Source organism: Rhizobium skierniewicense (assembly GCF_014196515.1).
Taxonomy (GTDB): Bacteria; Pseudomonadota; Alphaproteobacteria; order Rhizobiales; family Rhizobiaceae; genus Agrobacterium; species Agrobacterium skierniewicense.
This window is the reverse complement of the sequence record NZ_JACIDV010000004.1, coordinates 115,747-132,898: the sequence shown is the minus strand read 5'-3', so window position 1 is coordinate 132,898 and position 17,152 is coordinate 115,747. Positions and strand designations below refer to the sequence as shown.

Sequence of the window (17,152 nt, the reverse complement as noted above, 5' to 3'; positions counted from 1 at the left end):
GTCATGCATCTCAGGTAGGCACTCCCCTGTCGCCTTGCAAGCGAAATAAGGTTGGCGTCCAGCGGAGAGGCCCTAAAACGCGGCCTTGATTGTGCCTAAGAATCGCCTTGACCATACCTGTTTCAGTCGCCATTTTCGCGCCCGGGAAAAGTATGAAAGAGGTATGCGGCTGTTAACCAGACCACTCTAGAGTTCTTTGACTTCAGCTCAATGACAATGGAATAAACGAATTGTTTGCACCCCTGGCCCAGTTCTCGATCATGCCGTTTCCCGATATCGATCCTGTGGCCATCCACATTGGGCCGCTTCCCATTCACTGGTACGGGATTGCCTATGTCATCGGCATCATGCTGGGCTGGTACTATGCACGCCAGCTGAGCCTGTCAGATCGTTTATGGCCCCACGACACGTCGCCGGTGACGCCCGTACATCTTGATGATTTCATCGTCTGGGCAGCCGCCGGTATCGTTCTGGGCGGACGCATAGGCTACATTCTGTTTTACGATATGGGCGCCATTATCGATAATCCGATCAGGGCCCTGCAAATCTGGAACGGTGGCATGTCCTTCCACGGCGGACTGATCGGCACGACCGTCGCCATGGTGCTGTTTGCAAGGCGCAATGGTATTCCCGTCTGGAGCATGTTCGACATCATCGCAGCGGTCGCACCAATCGGCCTTTTCTTCGGCCGGATCGCCAACTTCATCAATGGTGAGTTGTGGGGCCGTCTGACCGATGTTCCCTGGGCAGTTGTCTTCCCCACCGGCGGCCCCTTCCCCCGCCATCCAAGCCAACTTTACGAAGCGGGCCTGGAAGGCATTATTCTCCTCATTGTCCTCGCCATCCTGATTTATGGCTTCAAGGCGTTGAAGAGCCCCGGCACGATTACAGGTGTTTTCGTTTGCGGTTATGCGCTGTCTCGTATCTTCGTGGAGTTTTTCCGAGAGCCGGATGCGCAGATCGGCTATCTCGCCGGGAACTGGCTGACGATGGGTATGGTTCTTTCAACACCCATGTTCCTTCTGGGCGTCTGGGCAGTTTTACGGGCGCGCAGCGCCTCGCCAGCATAGGGGCCGGGTAACACGATGCCGACACCGCTCGCACGCCGCATCAAATCCCTCATCCGCCTCAACGGTCCGATGAGCGTAACCGATTTCTTCGCACTTTGTCTGGCCGACCCGGAGCACGGCTATTACAAGACACGTCAACCCTTCGGCCACACGGGCGATTTCGTAACCGCGCCCGAGATAAGTCAGCTATTCGGGGAAATGCTCGGCGTCTTCATCGTTCACGCATGGCAGCGGCACGGCACGCTGGCCCCTGTGCGACTGGTGGAGATTGGTCCGGGACGCGGCACCATGATGGCCGATATGTTGCGCGTCATTCAGCGTATCGCGCCACCGCTGTATGAAAGCATGAGTGTGCATCTGGTGGAAACCAGTCCGCGACTGACGGAAACGCAGCAACACACACTTGCCATTCACGGAGACAAGATTGCCTGGCACGAGAGCTTCGATGACGTGCCGCCTGGCTTCTTGCTGATTGCCACCAACGAATTGTTCGACGCCATCCCCATCCGTCAGTTCGTAAAAACGCCGCAGGGCTTTCGCGAACGTGTGGTGGCGATGGATGCCGACGACGAACTCATCTTCACAGCCGGATTGGCCAGCATCGATCCCGGCCTTCTGCCGCCTCTACCCGAACGTCAGCCGGTTGGCACGATTTTCGAATATTCGCCGGCCCGTGAAGCTGTGATGGCAGCCATTGCCCAGCGGTTGAAAAGCCAGGGTGGCGTGGCATTGATCATCGACTACGGCTACATCGTTTCGGGTTATGGCAATACGTTGCAGGCGCTGCGCATGCATGAGTACGATCCCGTCCTGGCCAATCCCGGCGAAGCCGATCTGACCAGCCACGTCGATTTCGAAAGCCTTATGAAAACCACCGAGCAGTATGGCGCGCACGTGAATGGCTGCCTGCCGCAAGGAGACTTCCTGTACGGCCTGGGCTTGCGCGAACGCGCAGAAGCGTTGGCCGCAAAGGCTGAACCGGATCAGGCAACGGATATCGCCGAGGCTGTCAACCGGCTGGCGGGCGAAGGTGCAGGCAAGATGGGCGAACTCTTCAAGGTGCTTGCCGTGTCCGGCTCGCCTGTTCATCTGCTGCCGTTCCGCCCGCTGGATTGACAGGGTCACCGGCCTTGGGCCAACATCGGGATAATTCGAAGCAGTCGAATCTGCCGTCTGCACCCCACAAGAGGTGCGCTTTACCGGAAACACTCGCTCGCGGATACTCGCCTCAAAATCAGCGACATCGCCAAGGATTGATACTGTCATGCAGGACGAAACGTTGCCGCGTCCCCTTCAAAGCCCCCTGCTCGCCGGATCTGCGGGCAAGTCGATCCGCCATGGTTTTTTCACCCGTCATGGCGGTGTCTCTGAAGGCATTTATCGTGGCCTGAATGTCGGGCTGGGATCTCATGACGTGCGCCAATCCGTGTTGGAAAACAGAAAACGTGTTGCACAATGGTTCGGACGTCCCGTCGAAAAACTCGCAACCGTCCACCAGATGCATTCGCCCGATGTGGTCGTGGTCGATCACACCTATGAGGGTGAGCGCCCGGAGGCCGATGCCATGGTCACGGCAACACCCGGCATTGCGCTGGGCGTCTTGAGTGCCGATTGCGGACCAATCCTGTTTGCCGACCCGAACGCCCGCATCGTCGGCGCAGCACATGCGGGGTGGAAAGGCGCCGTCTCGGGCGTTCTGGAAAACACCATTGATGCAATGATAGGCCTTGGTGCCCAGCGTGACCGGATCGTCGCCAGCCTTGGTCCATCGATTAGCCGCGAGAATTACGAGGTAGGGCCCGAGCGTGTCGAAAGCCTCAAAGAGATGAACCCAGCATACTCCGCCTATTTCTCGCCCTCACCCAATCCAGACCACGCTTTTTTTGACCTCAAGCAACTGACGATAGACCGGCTCACCGCTGCAGGCGTGACGGCGGAAAATCTCGATATATGTACATATCCGGATGATGCCAGCTTCTATTCCTATCGCCGCACGACACACCGCGGCGAGCCGGATTACGGACGGCAGATTTCGGCAATCGCAATTCTGGAGAACTGATTATGGCCTTGCACTTCGACGCTGCTGAATTTGAGGCACGCCGCGCCCGCCTGACCGAAAAGATGGTTGAAGAAAAGCTCGATGCCATTCTGCTGTTTGCGCAGGAAAGCATGTATTGGCTGACCGGCTACGACACCTTCGGCTATTGCTTTTTTCAGACATTGGTCGTCAAGGCTGATGGCACGATGACGCTTCTGACCCGGTCCGCTGATCTGCGCCAGGCACGTCAGACGTCGAACATCGAAAACATCGTCATCTGGGTGGACCGCCTCAATGCCGACCCGACGCTCGACCTCAAAAACCTGCTAAGCGACATGGATTTGCTCGGCTGCCGCGTCGGTATAGAATTCGACACTCACGGGATGACGGGGCGCGTCGCGCGCCTTCTCGATAACCAGCTTGCCAGCTTCGCTCAGGTCATCGATGCATCGGCCGTCGTCAGCGGCCTCAGGCTCGTCAAAAGCCTTGCCGAAGTCGCCTATGCGAAACGCGCTGGAGAACTGGCGGATGACGCACTGGATGCAGCTCTTAAGATTGTCGCGGCAGGTGCAGACGAGGCGGATATTCTCGCTGCCATGCAAGGTGCCGTCTTTGCCGGAGGTGGTGACTATCCCGCCAATGAATTCATCATCGGCTCTGGCCCGGATGCCCTTCTTTGCCGCTACAAGGCCGGTCGCCGCAAACTGGATGCAAAAGACCAATTGACGCTGGAATGGGCAGGCGTCAGCGCGCACTACCATGCGGCCATGATGCGCACGGTTCTCATCGGCGAGCCGGAGTTTCGCCACAAGGAACTCTACAACGCCTGCGTTGAAAACATCCACGCCATCGAGGAGGTCCTGCGCCCTGGCAATACGTTCGGAGACGTGTTCGATGTCCATGCCCGCATCATGGACGAACGCGGACTGACACGACACCGACTCAATGCCTGCGGTTATTCGCTGGGTGCCCGTTTCTCGCCATCGTGGATGGAGCACCAGATGTTCTATGCGGGCAACACGCAGGAAATTTTGCCCAACATGACACTGTTCGTCCACATGATCATCATGGACAGCGATTCAGGTGTCGCCATGACGCTGGGACAAACCTACCTCACCACCGAAGCCGCACCGGAATCACTCTCCCGCCACAGCCTGGATTTGTTGACGGCCTAATCTCGATTTGACTCGCATCAAGATCGAACCGTACATTGCCGTCAATCAGGGAGCGACGGAGCATTTCATGAGGGGACATCTGGCATGCGGCGGCTAGGGTTGGTAATCGCAATTCCAAGCCTCGCGCTCGTTCTATCTGCCTGCAACACGACGGATGCACTGACCCCGCAAGTGGATGTCGGCCAAAGCAACGTGCAGTCAACACCCGTCAACCAAGGCGACCTTGACCAGATGGCAGCGGCGGCAGACCGGTCTCCATCTGGTGTGTCCTCGCAGGTTCCAGCTTACGCACCGCAAAACAACCGCGAGGCACAGGCACAGGCATTGTCCAGCGGCGCACAATATGGTGAGCCGGTGGCTGCAAAACAGCCCGCGCAGGCACAACCGCAACCCCAGACAACCGCCCTGCCCTCTGGCTCGTCGGCCGGCACCATTCGCTTCCTGCCTATTATCGGAGCTCCGATCCAGGCCGTAACACCGCTATCTCGACAGCTCGGTGCTGAAGCACGCGCAAAGGGGCTGACGATCCGCCCGTCGTCCGATACCTCGGCTGAAAATATCCTGAAGGGTTATTTATCAGCCTTTGCAGATGGATCGAACATCACCATCGTCTATGTCTGGGATATACTGGATGCCAACGGCGCGCGCCTTCACCGACTGCAGGGACAGGAAACGGTGCCGGCCAGAGGCAGCGACCCTTGGGCAGCGGTAACCGATGCGGCAATGCAAAAGATCGCCGCCAAAACACTGAATGACTATCAGTCCTGGAAACAGTCTAATCGCGGATAAACAACCTGAACTGGTGGGAAGACCTCTGGAGCGAGGTTAAGTCACAAAGTTTTCATGAAAATTAGGGGTAACACCCTCTGACCTCTTGCATTCACGGGCAACCCCGCTATTAAGGCGCCCATGGCAAAACGGCGTGTCCGGAACCCTTCGGGTCGGGTATTCCTCACAGTTGAACGACGCGCAGACCCCAGAGAAACCGTCTCTGTTGATCTTAAGCGGTGGCATCAAAACAGGCGGCAACAATGAAGGTTTTCGCAGGCAATTCGAACCGGCATCTGGCCGAAGCGATCTGCAAGTATCTGAATGTCCCTCTCGGAAATGCCACTGTAAAGCGGTTTGCGGACCAGGAAATATTCGTTGAAATCAGCGAAAACGTGCGCGGTGAGGATGTTTTCCTCGTGCAGTCCACATCTTTCCCGGCAAACGACCACCTGATGGAACTGCTGATCATGATCGACGCGATGCGTCGTTCCTCAGCAAAGCGCATTACAGCCGTTCTTCCCTATTTCGGCTACGCCCGCCAGGATCGCAAAGCTGGTCCTCGCACACCCATTTCGGCCAAGCTCGTCGCCAATCTGATCACCGAAGCCGGTGCTGACCGCGTTCTGACGCTCGACCTGCATGCGGGCCAGATCCAGGGCTTCTTCGATATTCCAACCGACAATCTTTTTGCCGCACCCATTCTGGCGCGCGACGTAAAGGAACACTACGACACCAAGAATGTCATGGTCGTTTCACCCGACGTAGGCGGGGTGGTTCGCGCCCGCTCTTTGGCAAAACGTCTCGACTGTCTGCTGGCCATCGTCGACAAACGCCGCGACCGACCCGGTGAATCCGAAGTCATGAACGTGATCGGCGACGTGACCGGTAAAGACTGCCTGCTGATGGACGACATCGTCGATTCCGGCGGCACACTCTGCAATGCCGCTGAAGCGCTTCTCAAGAATGGTGCGACCAGCGTCACGGCCTATATTACCCACGGCGTTCTTTCTGGTGGCGCTGTTGCCCGCGTCGCGTCGTCCAAACTGCGCGAACTTGTGATCACGGACAGCATTCAGCCAACGACTGCCGTGCAGTCTGCACCCAATATCCGCGTCATTACGACAGCCACGCTCCTTGGCGAAGCCATCAACCGCACGGCGATGGAACAGTCAGTTTCAGGCCTTTTCGACTAAATATTCTATTTAAATCCGATGCAGAATAAAAAAGCCAGAACGCAAGCTCTGGCTTTTTTGTTGTGTTTTTTGCACCGGATTACCGAAAGCCCCTTAAGGACGTCCGGCAGTTGCGCACTGCTTAGAAGAAACCGAGCTTGTTCGGGCTGTATGACACAAGCAGGTTCTTCGTCTGCTGATAATGGTCGAGCATCATCTTGTGCGTTTCACGCCCGATACCCGACTGCTTATAGCCACCGAACGCGGCACCGGCAGGATAGGCATGGTAGCAATTCGTCCAGACGCGACCGGCTTCGATTCCCCGCCCTGCACGATAGGCAAGGTTTGTGTCACGGCTCCACACACCGGCACCAAGGCCGTAGACGGTATCATTGGCAATTTCGATCGCCTCTTCCACCGTCTTGAAAGTGGTGACTGACACGACCGGACCGAAGATTTCCTCCTGGAAAACCCGCATCTTGTTGGTGCCTTCAAACACCGTCGGCTGGATGTAGAAACCATCCTTCAGATTGCCGGAAAGCGATTTCTTGTCGCCGCCGGTCAGCACTTTCGCACCTTCTTTTTTGCCGATTTCCAGGTAACTCATGATCTTGTCGAACTGCTCCTGTGAGGCCTGAGCCCCGATCATGGTTGCAGAGTTCAGTGGATCGTCCTGGCTGATGGCCTCAACGCGTTTGATCGCCTTTTCCATGAAGCGATCATAGATCGACTCATGCACCAGCGCGCGGGATGGGCACGTGCAGACCTCTCCCTGGTTCAGCGCAAACATCGCAAAGCCTTCAAGCGCCTTGTCGAGAAACGCGTCATCCTCGTTCATCACATCCGCAAAGAAGATGTTTGGCGACTTGCCGCCAAGTTCAAGCGTAATGTTCGTCACGTTATCGGCCGCATAACGCATGATCTCCTTGCCGACCGAGGTGGACCCGGTAAAGGCGATCTTGGCGATGCGGCTGCTTTGCGCCAACGGTTTGCCAGCTTCCACGCCCAAACCATTGACGATATTGACGACGCCCGCCGGCAAGATATCTCCAATCAGTTCCATTACGAGAAGAATGGAGGCCGGTGTCTGCTCGGCAGGCTTCAGCACCACGCAGTTACCGGCAGCCAGCGCTGGCGCCAGTTTCCATGTCGCCATCAGGATCGGGAAATTCCATGGAATGATCTGGCCGACGACGCCCAGGGGCTCATGAAAATGGTATGCCACCGTATCGTTGTCGATTTGGCCAATCGAGCCTTCCTGTGCACGAATGCACCCAGCGAAATAGCGGAAATGATCGATCGCAAGCGGGATGTCCGCATTGGTCGTTTCACGCAAAGGCTTGCCGTTGTCCCAGGTTTCGGCGCGGGCAATCAGATCAAGATTGTCTTCTATACGCTGGGCGATTTTCAGCAGCATGTTGGAACGTTCGGTTGCGCTTGTCCTGCCCCAAGCGGCGCGTGCCTTGTGGGCAGCATCGAGAGCGAATTCGATATCGCTGGCATCCGAGCGGGGCACTTCGCACATCTTCTGGCCTGTTATGGGCGACAGGTTATCCATATAGCGGCCGGACTTCGGCTCCACCCACTCACCGCCGATGTAATTACCGTATTTCTGTTTGAACGGTGCTTCACCAGCTTTCTGCTGGACTTGAATGTTCATGACTTCATCCTCCCTGATGACGGGCGATCCTCGTCGGACCGCGTGGCAGGAAGGTGAGCGCAGAATTCGACGATTGATAGGGCGCGACTTGAATACCGCAGTGCACAGTGTTTCACATCTGCGACAGCACAATCTGTGAATGCAGTTGGTTAGTGAACCGAAAGCTTCTTCATCTTGCGGTAAAGCGTTGCCCGGCTGATTCCCAGCAGAGATGCAGCCTTGGTAATATTGCCATCGGCACGGGACAGGACCCTGCGAAGTGCCGCCCGTTCGGCATCGGCAAGCTCCGCGCCCTTGTCGTAACGCTCCTCCCGCAGCGCATCTGAAGCCGGAATGCCTGCGGCCAGATGGGCATCGTCCAGCCGAAGAGCCTGCCTTGCAGCCCGGGTCGCGCCCAAAATGATGTCGTCCTGATCAACCGCCAAAAGCGACAGCGCCGCAGAGTGACCGGATGGCACCAACAGGATACGCGCACCGGGGAAAGCCCGTCGGAACAGGTTACCCTCGATACGCTGTGCGGAATCACGCACCGCCTGCGTGAGCATCGAAAACGTCAGATCATCAACGTCATCGCGGCAGGTTGAAATATCCAGCGCGCCGGTAACCTGGCCCAGATGATCGCGAATAGGAGCCGTCGTGCAGCAAAGATTGATGTTGGCCGAGAAGAAATGCTGGTCGCGGTAGACGGTCACGCAACGCTCGTCGGCCAGTGCCGTGCCAATGCCGTTGGTGCCGACACTTGCCTCACTCCAGACGGCTCCCGACCAAAGACCCAATCGTCGAAAATCTTGATCGTCGGTTGCCGCCCCCCGGCGCTCAAGCGCAACACCGTCTGCATCCGTCAAAAGCAGGCAGCATCCCGCTTTGCCGACACTCAGAAAAATTCGGTCCAATTCGTCAGCACTTTCCGCAATCAAACCCGCGGAAATTTCGCGCGCCAGGCGAAAATCGGCATCGGCGAGAAAAGCCGGCTCACTGCTTGTCTCGGGTGCGAGGTGATGCATGGTCATGCACCTGCGCCATGACGCAATGATGGGGGAACTTGCCGCAGCCGAGGGCTGGCTGGCGGTGTGGTACACATGGTCCGCATGGGCCGTACTGTTGGACATCGTCTCCTCCCGAGATTTGTCGGAATGGTGCGCCTGATGTCGCGCGCTTACAATAAAAAAAAGCGTTATTTGCGCATATGCCGCTCAGCTTGCCAGCGGCAACGCTTCATGATCCAGCTCAACGTTTTCTTCGGGCTCGATGTTCACGATATCATCGATCGTGGCCGCGGGTCCGGGACGTCCGAAATAGAAGCCCTGCACGTGCTTGCATCCTTCGCGACGTAAAAATTCCATATGTTCCATCGTTTCCACACCTTCCGCCAGAACTGGAATATTGAGACTGTTGGCGAGAATAAGGGTCGAGCGAACGATGGCTTGGGATTGAAGATTGGTTGCCAGTCCCTCCACGAAGCCCCGGTCGATCTTGATCTTATCAAAGGGAAAGCTCTGAAGCGTCGAGAGTGACGAATAACCCGTACCGTAATCATCCATGGCAATGCGCACGCCCAGATCCTTGAGACTACGGATCGTCATCAGCGCGCGGCGATGATCGACCAAGATACCGCTTTCGGTGATTTCCAACTCCAGTCTGCGTGGCTCCAGACCACTGTCCTGCAGGCTGCGTTTTACCTTCTGGACAAAATCGGAATCCAAAAGCTGCGAAGGCGCAACATTGATGGCGATGTCGAGAGGGTTCCTCCAGGTCACTGCCTGGAAGCAGGCTTCGCGAAGAACCCATTCTCCCATTTCGATGATGAAGCCTGTCTGCTCGGCAATCGGAATGAACTCTGCCGGCGAGATCAATCCACGCAGCGGGTGGTTCCATCGCAGCAAGGCCTCGAAGCCGACGACCTTTCCAGTTGTCGTATCGTTCTGCTGCTGAAAATAGAGCTCGAATTCGCCTCTGGTGAGCCCCGAACGCATGCTGATCGCAAGCGCGTTGCGCGCACGAGATGCATCATCCATGGATTTGTCATAGAAGTAGATGGTCCCGCTTACGTCGCTTTTGGCGCGATACATGGCGACATCGGCTTGCGAGATAAGGGCGTCGGCATTGTTAATGCCGGAACCGCCAACAGCAATGCCAATGCTGGCACCCACCGATAAGACCGTCTCCCCCCATTCGACTGGCTTGACCATCTCGCCCAGCAGCCGCTTGGCAAACTCGAGCACCGTGGACTTGGAATAATACCGATGCAGAACCGCGACAAATTCGTCACCGCCCACACGGGCGACGAATTCGCCTGGCAGCAAAACACTCGTCATTCGATCCGCCAAGGCACGCAGCACCGCATCTCCGGCACTATGTCCGTGAACGTCGTTGATTTCCTTGAAGCGATTGAGGTCAAACGACAGAAGCGCAATGCGCGCCGTTGGGTCGGCGCTACGCGTCAAAAGACCGTGCAAATGTTCGTTAAAGGCGGCACGGTTGGGAATGCCTGTCAGCGCATCATGCAGGGACAGATGACGATATCGCGCAACGGCCTGCAAGCTGCTTTCGGAATCGATGACATAGGTTGAAAAAGCGACGGCCATGAGGACGAATGTGATCATTACGGCACCGGCGGCCATGACACTCGACGGCACAACCGTAAAGGGTATGGTCGCTGAAGGGTCGAAAACGATGGAAATTGCAGCCATCCCCGTGAAGTGGGTGGAGCCGATCGCCAGAACCAAAGATGTCATGCCGCCATATTTGCAAAGCCAACTCACCGGCCGGACGATCCTGCTGGTGGCCAGCATCCCAAAAAAAGCACCCAGAACCATTGACCACATAACGTAGACCTGGTCCCAGACAACCGCACCCTGCACCATATAGGCAGCCATGCCGGTATAATGCATGCAGGCGATTCCAAGTCCGACGATCAGTCCGCCCGCTTCCACTAAGGCGGTTTTCCCGCCATAGGTCGCCACAGCAAAACCGCCCATCGTCGTTGCGATGGCGATCATCAGCGACAAGCCTGTCAATCCCGGTAAAAACCCCACGGTGCCAGAGGTTTGAAAACCCAGCATGGCAACGAAATGCGTCGTCCAGATCGTGGCTCCACCGATCGTGCCGGTCAAAAACAACCAGTTGACACGCTGGATCGCAGCCGATTGTCGCGCCCGCATGAAAAGGCGTATCGTCAACAGCGAACCCAGCACACAGATGGTGACAGCGGTCATTGTAAAACGAATGTCATGGTCCACGGCAAGGCAGCTCAGAATTTGGTACATCGGTGTCACGCATCAGTTGAACTGCGCGCGAATGTACATGGTCCAGGTTTTTAGCACGTTTACCGACGTGACTAAGCGTTGATTAAAATTCGCGCTCGGCGACGCCTTGGGCAAAATCCTCATGTAACGTCCAGGAGCCTTTGCGCAGGGTGCGATCCCACTTGCCTTTAACGCCTCTTTATACTATAGCGCCCGCATCCGTGTAGACACCCTTGGAGGCAACGCGGGCGAGAGCGCTTTTCAAAAGCCATCTCCAGTTCGATCCGGCACGCCAGAACGAACTCTCCAGACAACCTAAAAGGATTATGCCATGAGCAAAGAATCTTATGAGCTCAAGGCCGAAGCGCGCGAACGAGTTGGTAAGGGGTCCTCTCGTGAACTACGTCGCAACGGTTTGATTCCTGCTGTCATCTATGGTGACAAGCAAGCCCCAATTTCTATCGCGATCTCGACCAATGAAGTCACCAAGCGCGTTCAGGCCGGCGGTTTCATGACCACCGTTGCAACGCTCGACGTTGATGGCAAGAAGTACAAGGTCCTGCCAAAGGATTACCAGCGCGACCCGGTCCGCGATTTCATGGTGCACGTGGACTTTCTGCGCGTATCGAACAAATCGCAGGTTACGGTTGAAATCCCGGTTCACTTCATTAACGAAGACAAGTCCGAGATCAAGACCGGTGGCGTTCTGAACATCGTTCGTCACACCATCGAAGCCAACGTTCAGGCAAGCGACATCCCAGACTCGATCACCGTCGATCTGGAAGGCCTCAAGATCGGCGACAGCGTTCATATTTCGCAGATCAAGCTGCCGAAGAACGTCGTTCCAACGATTACAGACCGCGACTTCACCGTCGCTACCATCGTGCCACCAGTTGTCGCGATTGTGGACGAAGTCGAAGAAACAGTCGAAACACCTGTGGAAGAAGACAAGTCCGAGTAATTCGGACGAAGCACGTGTCAGTGCACCTTTACATGCCTCGCATCGCAAGATGCGGGGCATTTTTTATGGGCGTTGCTCCCCCAACAAGAACAACAAAATGCAGCTGTTTTTTTAGCAACGATTAATCATGCCCGGAAACGATAAGTCAAAACTTTAGGTTTAGGACTTCAGTATTCGCACGTTGGGAGCATCTGTCGGCTCTGCTAGATTTGAAGCTCGTATGTATTTAGAGATGGGACCTTTTTTCGCTGAGCCTGGGAAACCAACGCAGCAAGTCTTTGCAAGGGTAAAGGACGGTAGCACAGCATATGACGCATTCCGTAGAAAGTCGCTTTATCGCGATCGTTTCCGGCGCACTTTTCGTGCTGGTCGCCCCGCTTTTCACACTCCTGCTGATGCTTTCTCACCACGAAATGGTTACCAATCAAAGTGACCGCCTTGAAATTCTTCTGTCCGCCAACACCCAGGCGTTGGGCCGCCCATTGTGGGATATGGACGACGAAAGCATCAACCAGATAACCGGGACGCTCGTGACGGACCCAGCCGTCTATATGGTCAAGGTGCGTGATACCTTCGGCCAACTGGATATCACGCAGACAACCGGCTCTCACATGTCCACCGACACGTCATCCATCAGCCGCGACATCACTTACAAGAACCTGGATGGCGAAACGAAAGTCGGGACCATCACCATCTTTTTTCAGAATGTCGGCATTCTGACCACATTGAGCAACATCGAGCTGGCCGCTATCTCCATCTTCATCCTCGCCATCCTTGCCATTTTCGCCGCCGCGATCATCGGCAACCGGCTGATGGTCATGAAGCCGCTTCTACGACTGACAGCTGCGATAGAAGCGACGCGCAGGCTAGGTTCGCGCCACCACGTCGACTGGCGCTCGACCGATGAGATGGGACGGCTGGCGAAAAGCTTCAACGAGATGCAGATTGAGCTGGAGCGAGAAGAACAGGAAATCAAGAACGCCCATCGGCGCACCAGCGAGATTTACAATCGCACACCGGCCATGCTGTTTTCGCTTGATCCGGCTGACCGGATTGCAGCCGTCAGCGATTACTGGGTCGAAGCGACCGGACACAAGCGCGAGGACGTTTTAGGCCGTGATTTTGTCGATCTGATCATGCCGGAGGATCGGGCGCGCTTCGTTCTGCGCAAACACAATGATGCAACGACGGACGGCATGTCGGGCACCGCCGAATTTACGGTGCGCTTTCAATGCGGCGATGGTCGTCTCATGGATGTCCTCATTGCGGAAAAGGAGTTGCGCCTCAACGATGGTCACCATCGCTCCGAGGGTTTGAGCGTCATGACCGACGTGACGGAACTGCGCCGCTCCGAACAGCGCAATCGGTTGCAAGCCATCTCCGACCACCTGACAGGGCTTTTCAACCGTCAGGGTTTTGAAGCAATACTCGACACCAAGATTTTAGAGGCCGATCAGAACGGTATGGAACTGGCCTGCCTCTTTATTGATCTCGACCGCTTCAAGGTCATCAACGACAATCTCGGCCACGCAGCTGGAGATGCCGTTCTCAGGGAGTTTGTGGAACGGTTGTCGCCCTTGCTCACCCCGCTGGACAGCGCATCGCGCCTGGGCGGCGACGAGTTCGCTATTCTTCTGACGGGCCCGATGACGGAAACACGAGCGACAAAAATCTGCGACGAGATTTGCGCCATGTTCGACACGCCCTTCGATGCCGCAGGTAACAATGTACGCCTCAGCGCCAGCATCGGCCTTGCCTTGTATCCAACGCATGCGAAAACCGCGTCCGAGTTGCTTCAGAACTCCGACATGGCCATGTACAGCAAGAAACGCGCAGGCAAGAATGGCGCGCAGATGTTCGATTCTGCAATGATGAACAGAGCTCGCGAACGTGCCGAAATCGAACAGGATATCGAGCAGGCGCTGGAGGAAAACTGGCTGGAGGCACATTTCCAGCCGATCCAGAAACTGTCCAATGGCGCCACACTTGGTTTCGAAGCGTTGATGCGCCTCAACCATCCGCAAAAGGGAATTTTGTCGCCGGCAGCCATCATCAGCGCTGCGGAAGAAAACGGCACCATCGGCCGCATCGGCAATGTCATTCTGGAGCATTCCATTCGCAATCTGGCCAAGCTTTCGCGGCTTCCCGGACTGGAAGACGCCTACGTCGCGGTGAATTTTTCCGCCTTGCAGTTCGAACCAGGCCTTCCCACGCGCATCGCCGGCCTGTTGTACCGCCATGATATCGTACCCAGCAGGATGGTGGTCGAGATTACCGAGGCCGTGCTTATGCACAACGACCCCCAAATTCACGCCGTCCTCAACGCCATCAGGCAATTGGGATGCCGTATCGCGCTGGACGATTTCGGCACTGGCTATTCGTCGCTCAGCTACCTCAGCCGCTTCCCCGTCGACATCGTCAAGATCGACCAATCCTTCACGCGTTCAATCCATGATGGTACAAGTGAAATCAGCCAGAGGAGCCGTATGCTGGTCGAAGGCATCAGCGCTATCTCCCACAAAATGAACTGCGTGGTGATCGCCGAGGGTATCGAAACAAAAGAGCAGGAAGCCATGCTCAAGGACATTGGCGTGGATTGCGGCCAAGGTTATCTCTTTGCAAAGCCGCAGGCCATCAGCGTTTATGTTGCTGCCTATGAGAAACACAATACAGATCGGAATGCGAAGGTCGGGACGTAAACTCATCGAGAGGCGATCATGCGACGGATAACGGGACTATTGCTGGCTTTTTTGATAGCCCTTCCACTGAATGCCGCCCAACTCCACGTATCGACCGAGGAATACCCGCCCTACAACATCCGTGGCAGCGATGGCATGCCAACGGGCGTCTACATGGACCAGTTGAAAATCATCTTCGAGCGCGCGGGTATCGACTATGATGCAAAAATCCTGCCCTGGGCACGCGCCGTCGCACTTGCTGAAACGACACCAGCCTATTGTGTCGTAGCCGCTGCACGCACACCAGAACGTGAAACAAAATTCAAGTGGGTATCACCCATCCACACGGATAGAAACGTCCTGGTCGCACGACGTAGTGCACATCTTGACGTAAAAAATATTGAGGATGCGAAACGGTATTCGGTCGGCACCCAAAGGAACGACTACACCGAAACACTCCTGAAATCGATGAAGTTCCCGCGAATCGAACTGAGTGCAGATTTCGAAACGACCCATGCGAGACTAAAGGCGGGTCGCATCGATATGATGCCGATGTCTGAAAGCGCGCTCAACACGTTGTCGGGAGAAGATTTGGTAGAGGTCGCCGTTCTTGCCCACCAGTCGCTGGGCATGGCCTGCAACCCATCCATACCCGACAGCCTGATCAACCAGATGCAAAGCATCCTGAACGGGATGATCGCTGACGGAACACAGCGCAAGATCTACGAGAAATATGGCCTTGTCATTCGTAACTAGCATGGCTCGATTAAGACAAAATCGTTGACACCCGTCGCTTTTTTAGGTGGTGAAGGTCAACGTGAAATCGAACCCAGGCGAACACCTTCATGATCATCCTTGTAGGCCTTGGCAATCCCGGCACGCAATATGCGTTCAACCGCCACAATATTGGCTTCATGGTTGTCGATGCGCTGCAACGAACGCCATCCTTTTCACCTTGGTCAAAAAAGTTCAAGGCAGCGATATCCGAAGGAGAGATCGCTGGCGAAAAAGTGCTGTTGATGAAGCCGCAGACATTTATGAACCTGTCAGGCGAAGCCGTGGGCGAGGCCATGCGCTTCTACAAGGTGAAAATCTCGGACATCATCGCCATTCACGATGAGCTTGATCTGGTCGCGGGCCGAGCGCGGATCAAGGTGGGCGGAGGCCACGGTGGTCACAATGGGCTCAAATCGATCGACGCCCATTGTGGCAAGGACTACCGGCGCCTGCGACTGGGCATCGGCCACCCCGGTGATAAGGAGCGGGTCAACGGCCACGTGCTGGGCGACTTCGCCAAATCCGACAAGGTGTGGCTAGACCCTTTGATCGACGCCATCGCTGACAATGCCGAGATGCTCGTGAAAGGCGAGGATTCGCAATTGATGAACAAGCTTGCGCTCGCTGTCGGCGTGAAGACCGAGGAGAAGAAAGAAGCCTCAGCCGCAAAACCCGCCGCCAAATCCCACATTCACCAAGCCCGCAATTCCGCTCAACCGAAGAAGCTGCCGAAAACCGGACCCATGGCCGAGATGCTGAAGCGCATGTTCGCGCCGAAAAAGGATTAGCAACAAGCCAACCGCGCATCGTGCGACTTGAAACCTGCAAAGCCATCACCATCTCTCCTCCATGAAGACAATAGCCTCCTTTATTCGCGCCCTTCCGCATGAATAACGACCCGCCAATGGAGACCATGGCGGCGGCCTTGCGACGACTGCCGGATGGGTTGCCCGAAAAGATCACGCTGGAGGGCCTGCTCGACAAACTTGGTGATCAGGCGATTGCTTTTGTGCTGGTCGTGTTTGCCATCCCTGCCATCGTCCCAACGCCCGGCATTCCAGCAGGTATGATCTTTGGAACAGCGCTTGCCATTTTGTCGCTCCAGATCATTTTCGGTGCGCGGCGCCTCGTACTGCCGCGCTTTCTAGGTCGCCTGTCCGTATCTCGTGCCATTATTCAGATGACAGCGGACAAAGCCGCACCGCGTCTTGCCAAGCTTGAGGCGTTGCTCCGCCCCCGCGGCCATGTGCTGTCCAGATATATGGGACAGGTTTCCATCGGCATCGTCATTTTTCTGATGGCTGTTCTTATCGCACTGCCCATTCCTTTCGGCAACATGCTTCCCGGACTAGCCGTGCTGGTCATCGCTCTTGGGCTGGCGCAACGCGACGACATGGCGGTGCTGACCGGGCTCCTGCTCGCCATCCTCTCCGTCTTGACCAGCGGCGCCATCATCTACGGCGGCTGGGCGTTGGTTTCTGGATGGTTGGGCTTTGGCCAACCGGCCGTATAAACGCGCTTTTGCAGCGAATCCTTAGGGTTTTCAGCATCAAGGCTTGACCTCGCCCTGCCCTTTCCGCAAAAGGCTGACGAATGGAATTCTTG

General features: G+C 56.1%; 14 protein-coding genes. 11 read left to right on the top strand and 3 right to left on the bottom strand.

Features of this window, described 5'->3' with window-relative positions:
• Positions 1 to 260: 260 nt before the first annotated feature.
• The 6 genes from lgt to GGQ73_RS07595 all read left to right on the top strand — a co-directional run bounded on the left by lgt (position 261) and on the right by GGQ73_RS07595 (position 6,247).
• Entirely contained in the window at positions 261 to 1,070 is an 810-nt protein-coding gene (gene lgt, locus GGQ73_RS07620; protein WP_183895674.1) for a prolipoprotein diacylglyceryl transferase, read from the top strand.
• Positions 1,071 to 1,085: 15 nt separating this feature from the next.
• Positions 1,086 to 2,186, top strand: a complete 1,101-nt coding sequence (locus GGQ73_RS07615; RefSeq protein ID WP_183895278.1) for a class I SAM-dependent methyltransferase — start codon at positions 1,086 to 1,088, stop codon at positions 2,184 to 2,186.
• Between the two features lie 148 nt (positions 2,187 to 2,334).
• On the top strand, positions 2,335 to 3,129 hold the full coding sequence (gene pgeF, locus GGQ73_RS07610; RefSeq protein WP_183895276.1) for a peptidoglycan editing factor PgeF: 795 nt from the start codon (positions 2,335 to 2,337) through the stop codon (positions 3,127 to 3,129).
• 2 nt (positions 3,130 to 3,131) lie between these two features.
• Positions 3,132 to 4,283, top strand: a complete 1,152-nt coding sequence (locus GGQ73_RS07605; RefSeq protein ID WP_183895274.1) for a M24 family metallopeptidase — start codon at positions 3,132 to 3,134, stop codon at positions 4,281 to 4,283.
• Positions 4,284 to 4,367: 84 nt separating this feature from the next.
• Entirely contained in the window at positions 4,368 to 5,072 is a 705-nt protein-coding gene (locus GGQ73_RS07600; protein ID WP_183895272.1) for a hypothetical protein, read from the top strand.
• 242 nt (positions 5,073 to 5,314) lie between these two features.
• Entirely contained in the window at positions 5,315 to 6,247 is a 933-nt protein-coding gene (locus tag GGQ73_RS07595) for a ribose-phosphate pyrophosphokinase (RefSeq protein ID WP_174153626.1), read from the top strand.
• 121 nt (positions 6,248 to 6,368) lie between these two features.
• On the opposite strand, the gene exaC is transcribed toward GGQ73_RS07595, so the two are convergent.
• The 3 genes from exaC to GGQ73_RS07580 form a co-directional block, all read right to left on the bottom strand.
• Positions 6,369 to 7,886 carry an acetaldehyde dehydrogenase ExaC gene (gene exaC, locus GGQ73_RS07590; protein ID WP_183895270.1) on the bottom strand — a complete coding sequence of 506 codons (1,518 nt, stop codon included), beginning with the start codon at positions 7,884 to 7,886 and terminating at the stop codon, positions 6,369 to 6,371.
• A gap of 149 nt (positions 7,887 to 8,035) precedes the next feature.
• Positions 8,036 to 8,995, bottom strand: a complete 960-nt coding sequence (locus tag GGQ73_RS07585; RefSeq protein ID WP_183895268.1) for a helix-turn-helix domain-containing protein — start codon at positions 8,993 to 8,995, stop codon at positions 8,036 to 8,038.
• A gap of 84 nt (positions 8,996 to 9,079) precedes the next feature.
• Positions 9,080 to 11,152 (bottom strand): bifunctional diguanylate cyclase/phosphodiesterase, encoded by a 2,073-nt coding sequence (locus tag GGQ73_RS07580; RefSeq protein WP_183895266.1) that lies wholly within the window; start codon positions 11,150 to 11,152, stop codon positions 9,080 to 9,082.
• Positions 11,153 to 11,462: 310 nt separating this feature from the next.
• Between GGQ73_RS07580 and GGQ73_RS07575 the strand changes: the two genes are divergently transcribed.
• The 5 genes from GGQ73_RS07575 (at position 11,463) to GGQ73_RS07555 (ending at position 17,060) form a co-directional block, all read left to right on the top strand.
• The gene (locus GGQ73_RS07575; RefSeq protein ID WP_174153630.1) at positions 11,463 to 12,092 is read left to right on the top strand and encodes a 50S ribosomal protein L25/general stress protein Ctc; all 630 of its coding nucleotides are present in this window, start codon (positions 11,463 to 11,465) and stop codon (positions 12,090 to 12,092) included.
• A gap of 308 nt (positions 12,093 to 12,400) precedes the next feature.
• Positions 12,401 to 14,791: a putative bifunctional diguanylate cyclase/phosphodiesterase gene (locus GGQ73_RS07570; protein ID WP_183895264.1), complete on the top strand. Its 2,391-nt coding sequence runs from the start codon at positions 12,401 to 12,403 to the stop codon at positions 14,789 to 14,791.
• Between the two features lie 18 nt (positions 14,792 to 14,809).
• Positions 14,810 to 15,526 (top strand): substrate-binding periplasmic protein, encoded by a 717-nt coding sequence (locus GGQ73_RS07565; protein ID WP_183895262.1) that lies wholly within the window; start codon positions 14,810 to 14,812, stop codon positions 15,524 to 15,526.
• Positions 15,527 to 15,615: 89 nt separating this feature from the next.
• Positions 15,616 to 16,335 carry an aminoacyl-tRNA hydrolase gene (pth, locus tag GGQ73_RS07560; protein WP_183895260.1) on the top strand — a complete coding sequence of 240 codons (720 nt, stop codon included), beginning with the start codon at positions 15,616 to 15,618 and terminating at the stop codon, positions 16,333 to 16,335.
• 116 nt (positions 16,336 to 16,451) lie between these two features.
• On the top strand, positions 16,452 to 17,060 hold the full coding sequence (locus GGQ73_RS07555; protein ID WP_183895258.1) for an exopolysaccharide biosynthesis protein: 609 nt from the start codon (positions 16,452 to 16,454) through the stop codon (positions 17,058 to 17,060).
• Positions 17,061 to 17,152 lie beyond the last annotated feature (92 nt).

Coding starts and splice junctions, on each gene's coding strand:
- lgt (WP_183895674.1), top strand. CDS start 261: ATGCCGTTTCCCGATATCGATCCTGTGGCCATCCACATTGGGCCGCTT.
- GGQ73_RS07615 (WP_183895278.1), top strand. CDS start 1,086: ATGCCGACACCGCTCGCACGCCGCATCAAATCCCTCATCCGCCTCAAC.
- pgeF (WP_183895276.1), top strand. CDS start 2,335: ATGCAGGACGAAACGTTGCCGCGTCCCCTTCAAAGCCCCCTGCTCGCC.
- GGQ73_RS07605 (WP_183895274.1), top strand. CDS start 3,132: ATGGCCTTGCACTTCGACGCTGCTGAATTTGAGGCACGCCGCGCCCGC.
- GGQ73_RS07600 (WP_183895272.1), top strand. CDS start 4,368: ATGCGGCGGCTAGGGTTGGTAATCGCAATTCCAAGCCTCGCGCTCGTT.
- GGQ73_RS07595 (WP_174153626.1), top strand. CDS start 5,315: ATGAAGGTTTTCGCAGGCAATTCGAACCGGCATCTGGCCGAAGCGATC.
- exaC (WP_183895270.1), bottom strand. CDS start 7,886: ATGAACATTCAAGTCCAGCAGAAAGCTGGTGAAGCACCGTTCAAACAG.
- GGQ73_RS07585 (WP_183895268.1), bottom strand. CDS start 8,995: ATGTCCAACAGTACGGCCCATGCGGACCATGTGTACCACACCGCCAGC.
- GGQ73_RS07580 (WP_183895266.1), bottom strand. CDS start 11,152: ATGTACCAAATTCTGAGCTGCCTTGCCGTGGACCATGACATTCGTTTT.
- GGQ73_RS07575 (WP_174153630.1), top strand. CDS start 11,463: ATGAGCAAAGAATCTTATGAGCTCAAGGCCGAAGCGCGCGAACGAGTT.
- GGQ73_RS07570 (WP_183895264.1), top strand. CDS start 12,401: ATGACGCATTCCGTAGAAAGTCGCTTTATCGCGATCGTTTCCGGCGCA.
- GGQ73_RS07565 (WP_183895262.1), top strand. CDS start 14,810: ATGCGACGGATAACGGGACTATTGCTGGCTTTTTTGATAGCCCTTCCA.
- pth (WP_183895260.1), top strand. CDS start 15,616: ATGATCATCCTTGTAGGCCTTGGCAATCCCGGCACGCAATATGCGTTC.
- GGQ73_RS07555 (WP_183895258.1), top strand. CDS start 16,452: ATGGAGACCATGGCGGCGGCCTTGCGACGACTGCCGGATGGGTTGCCC.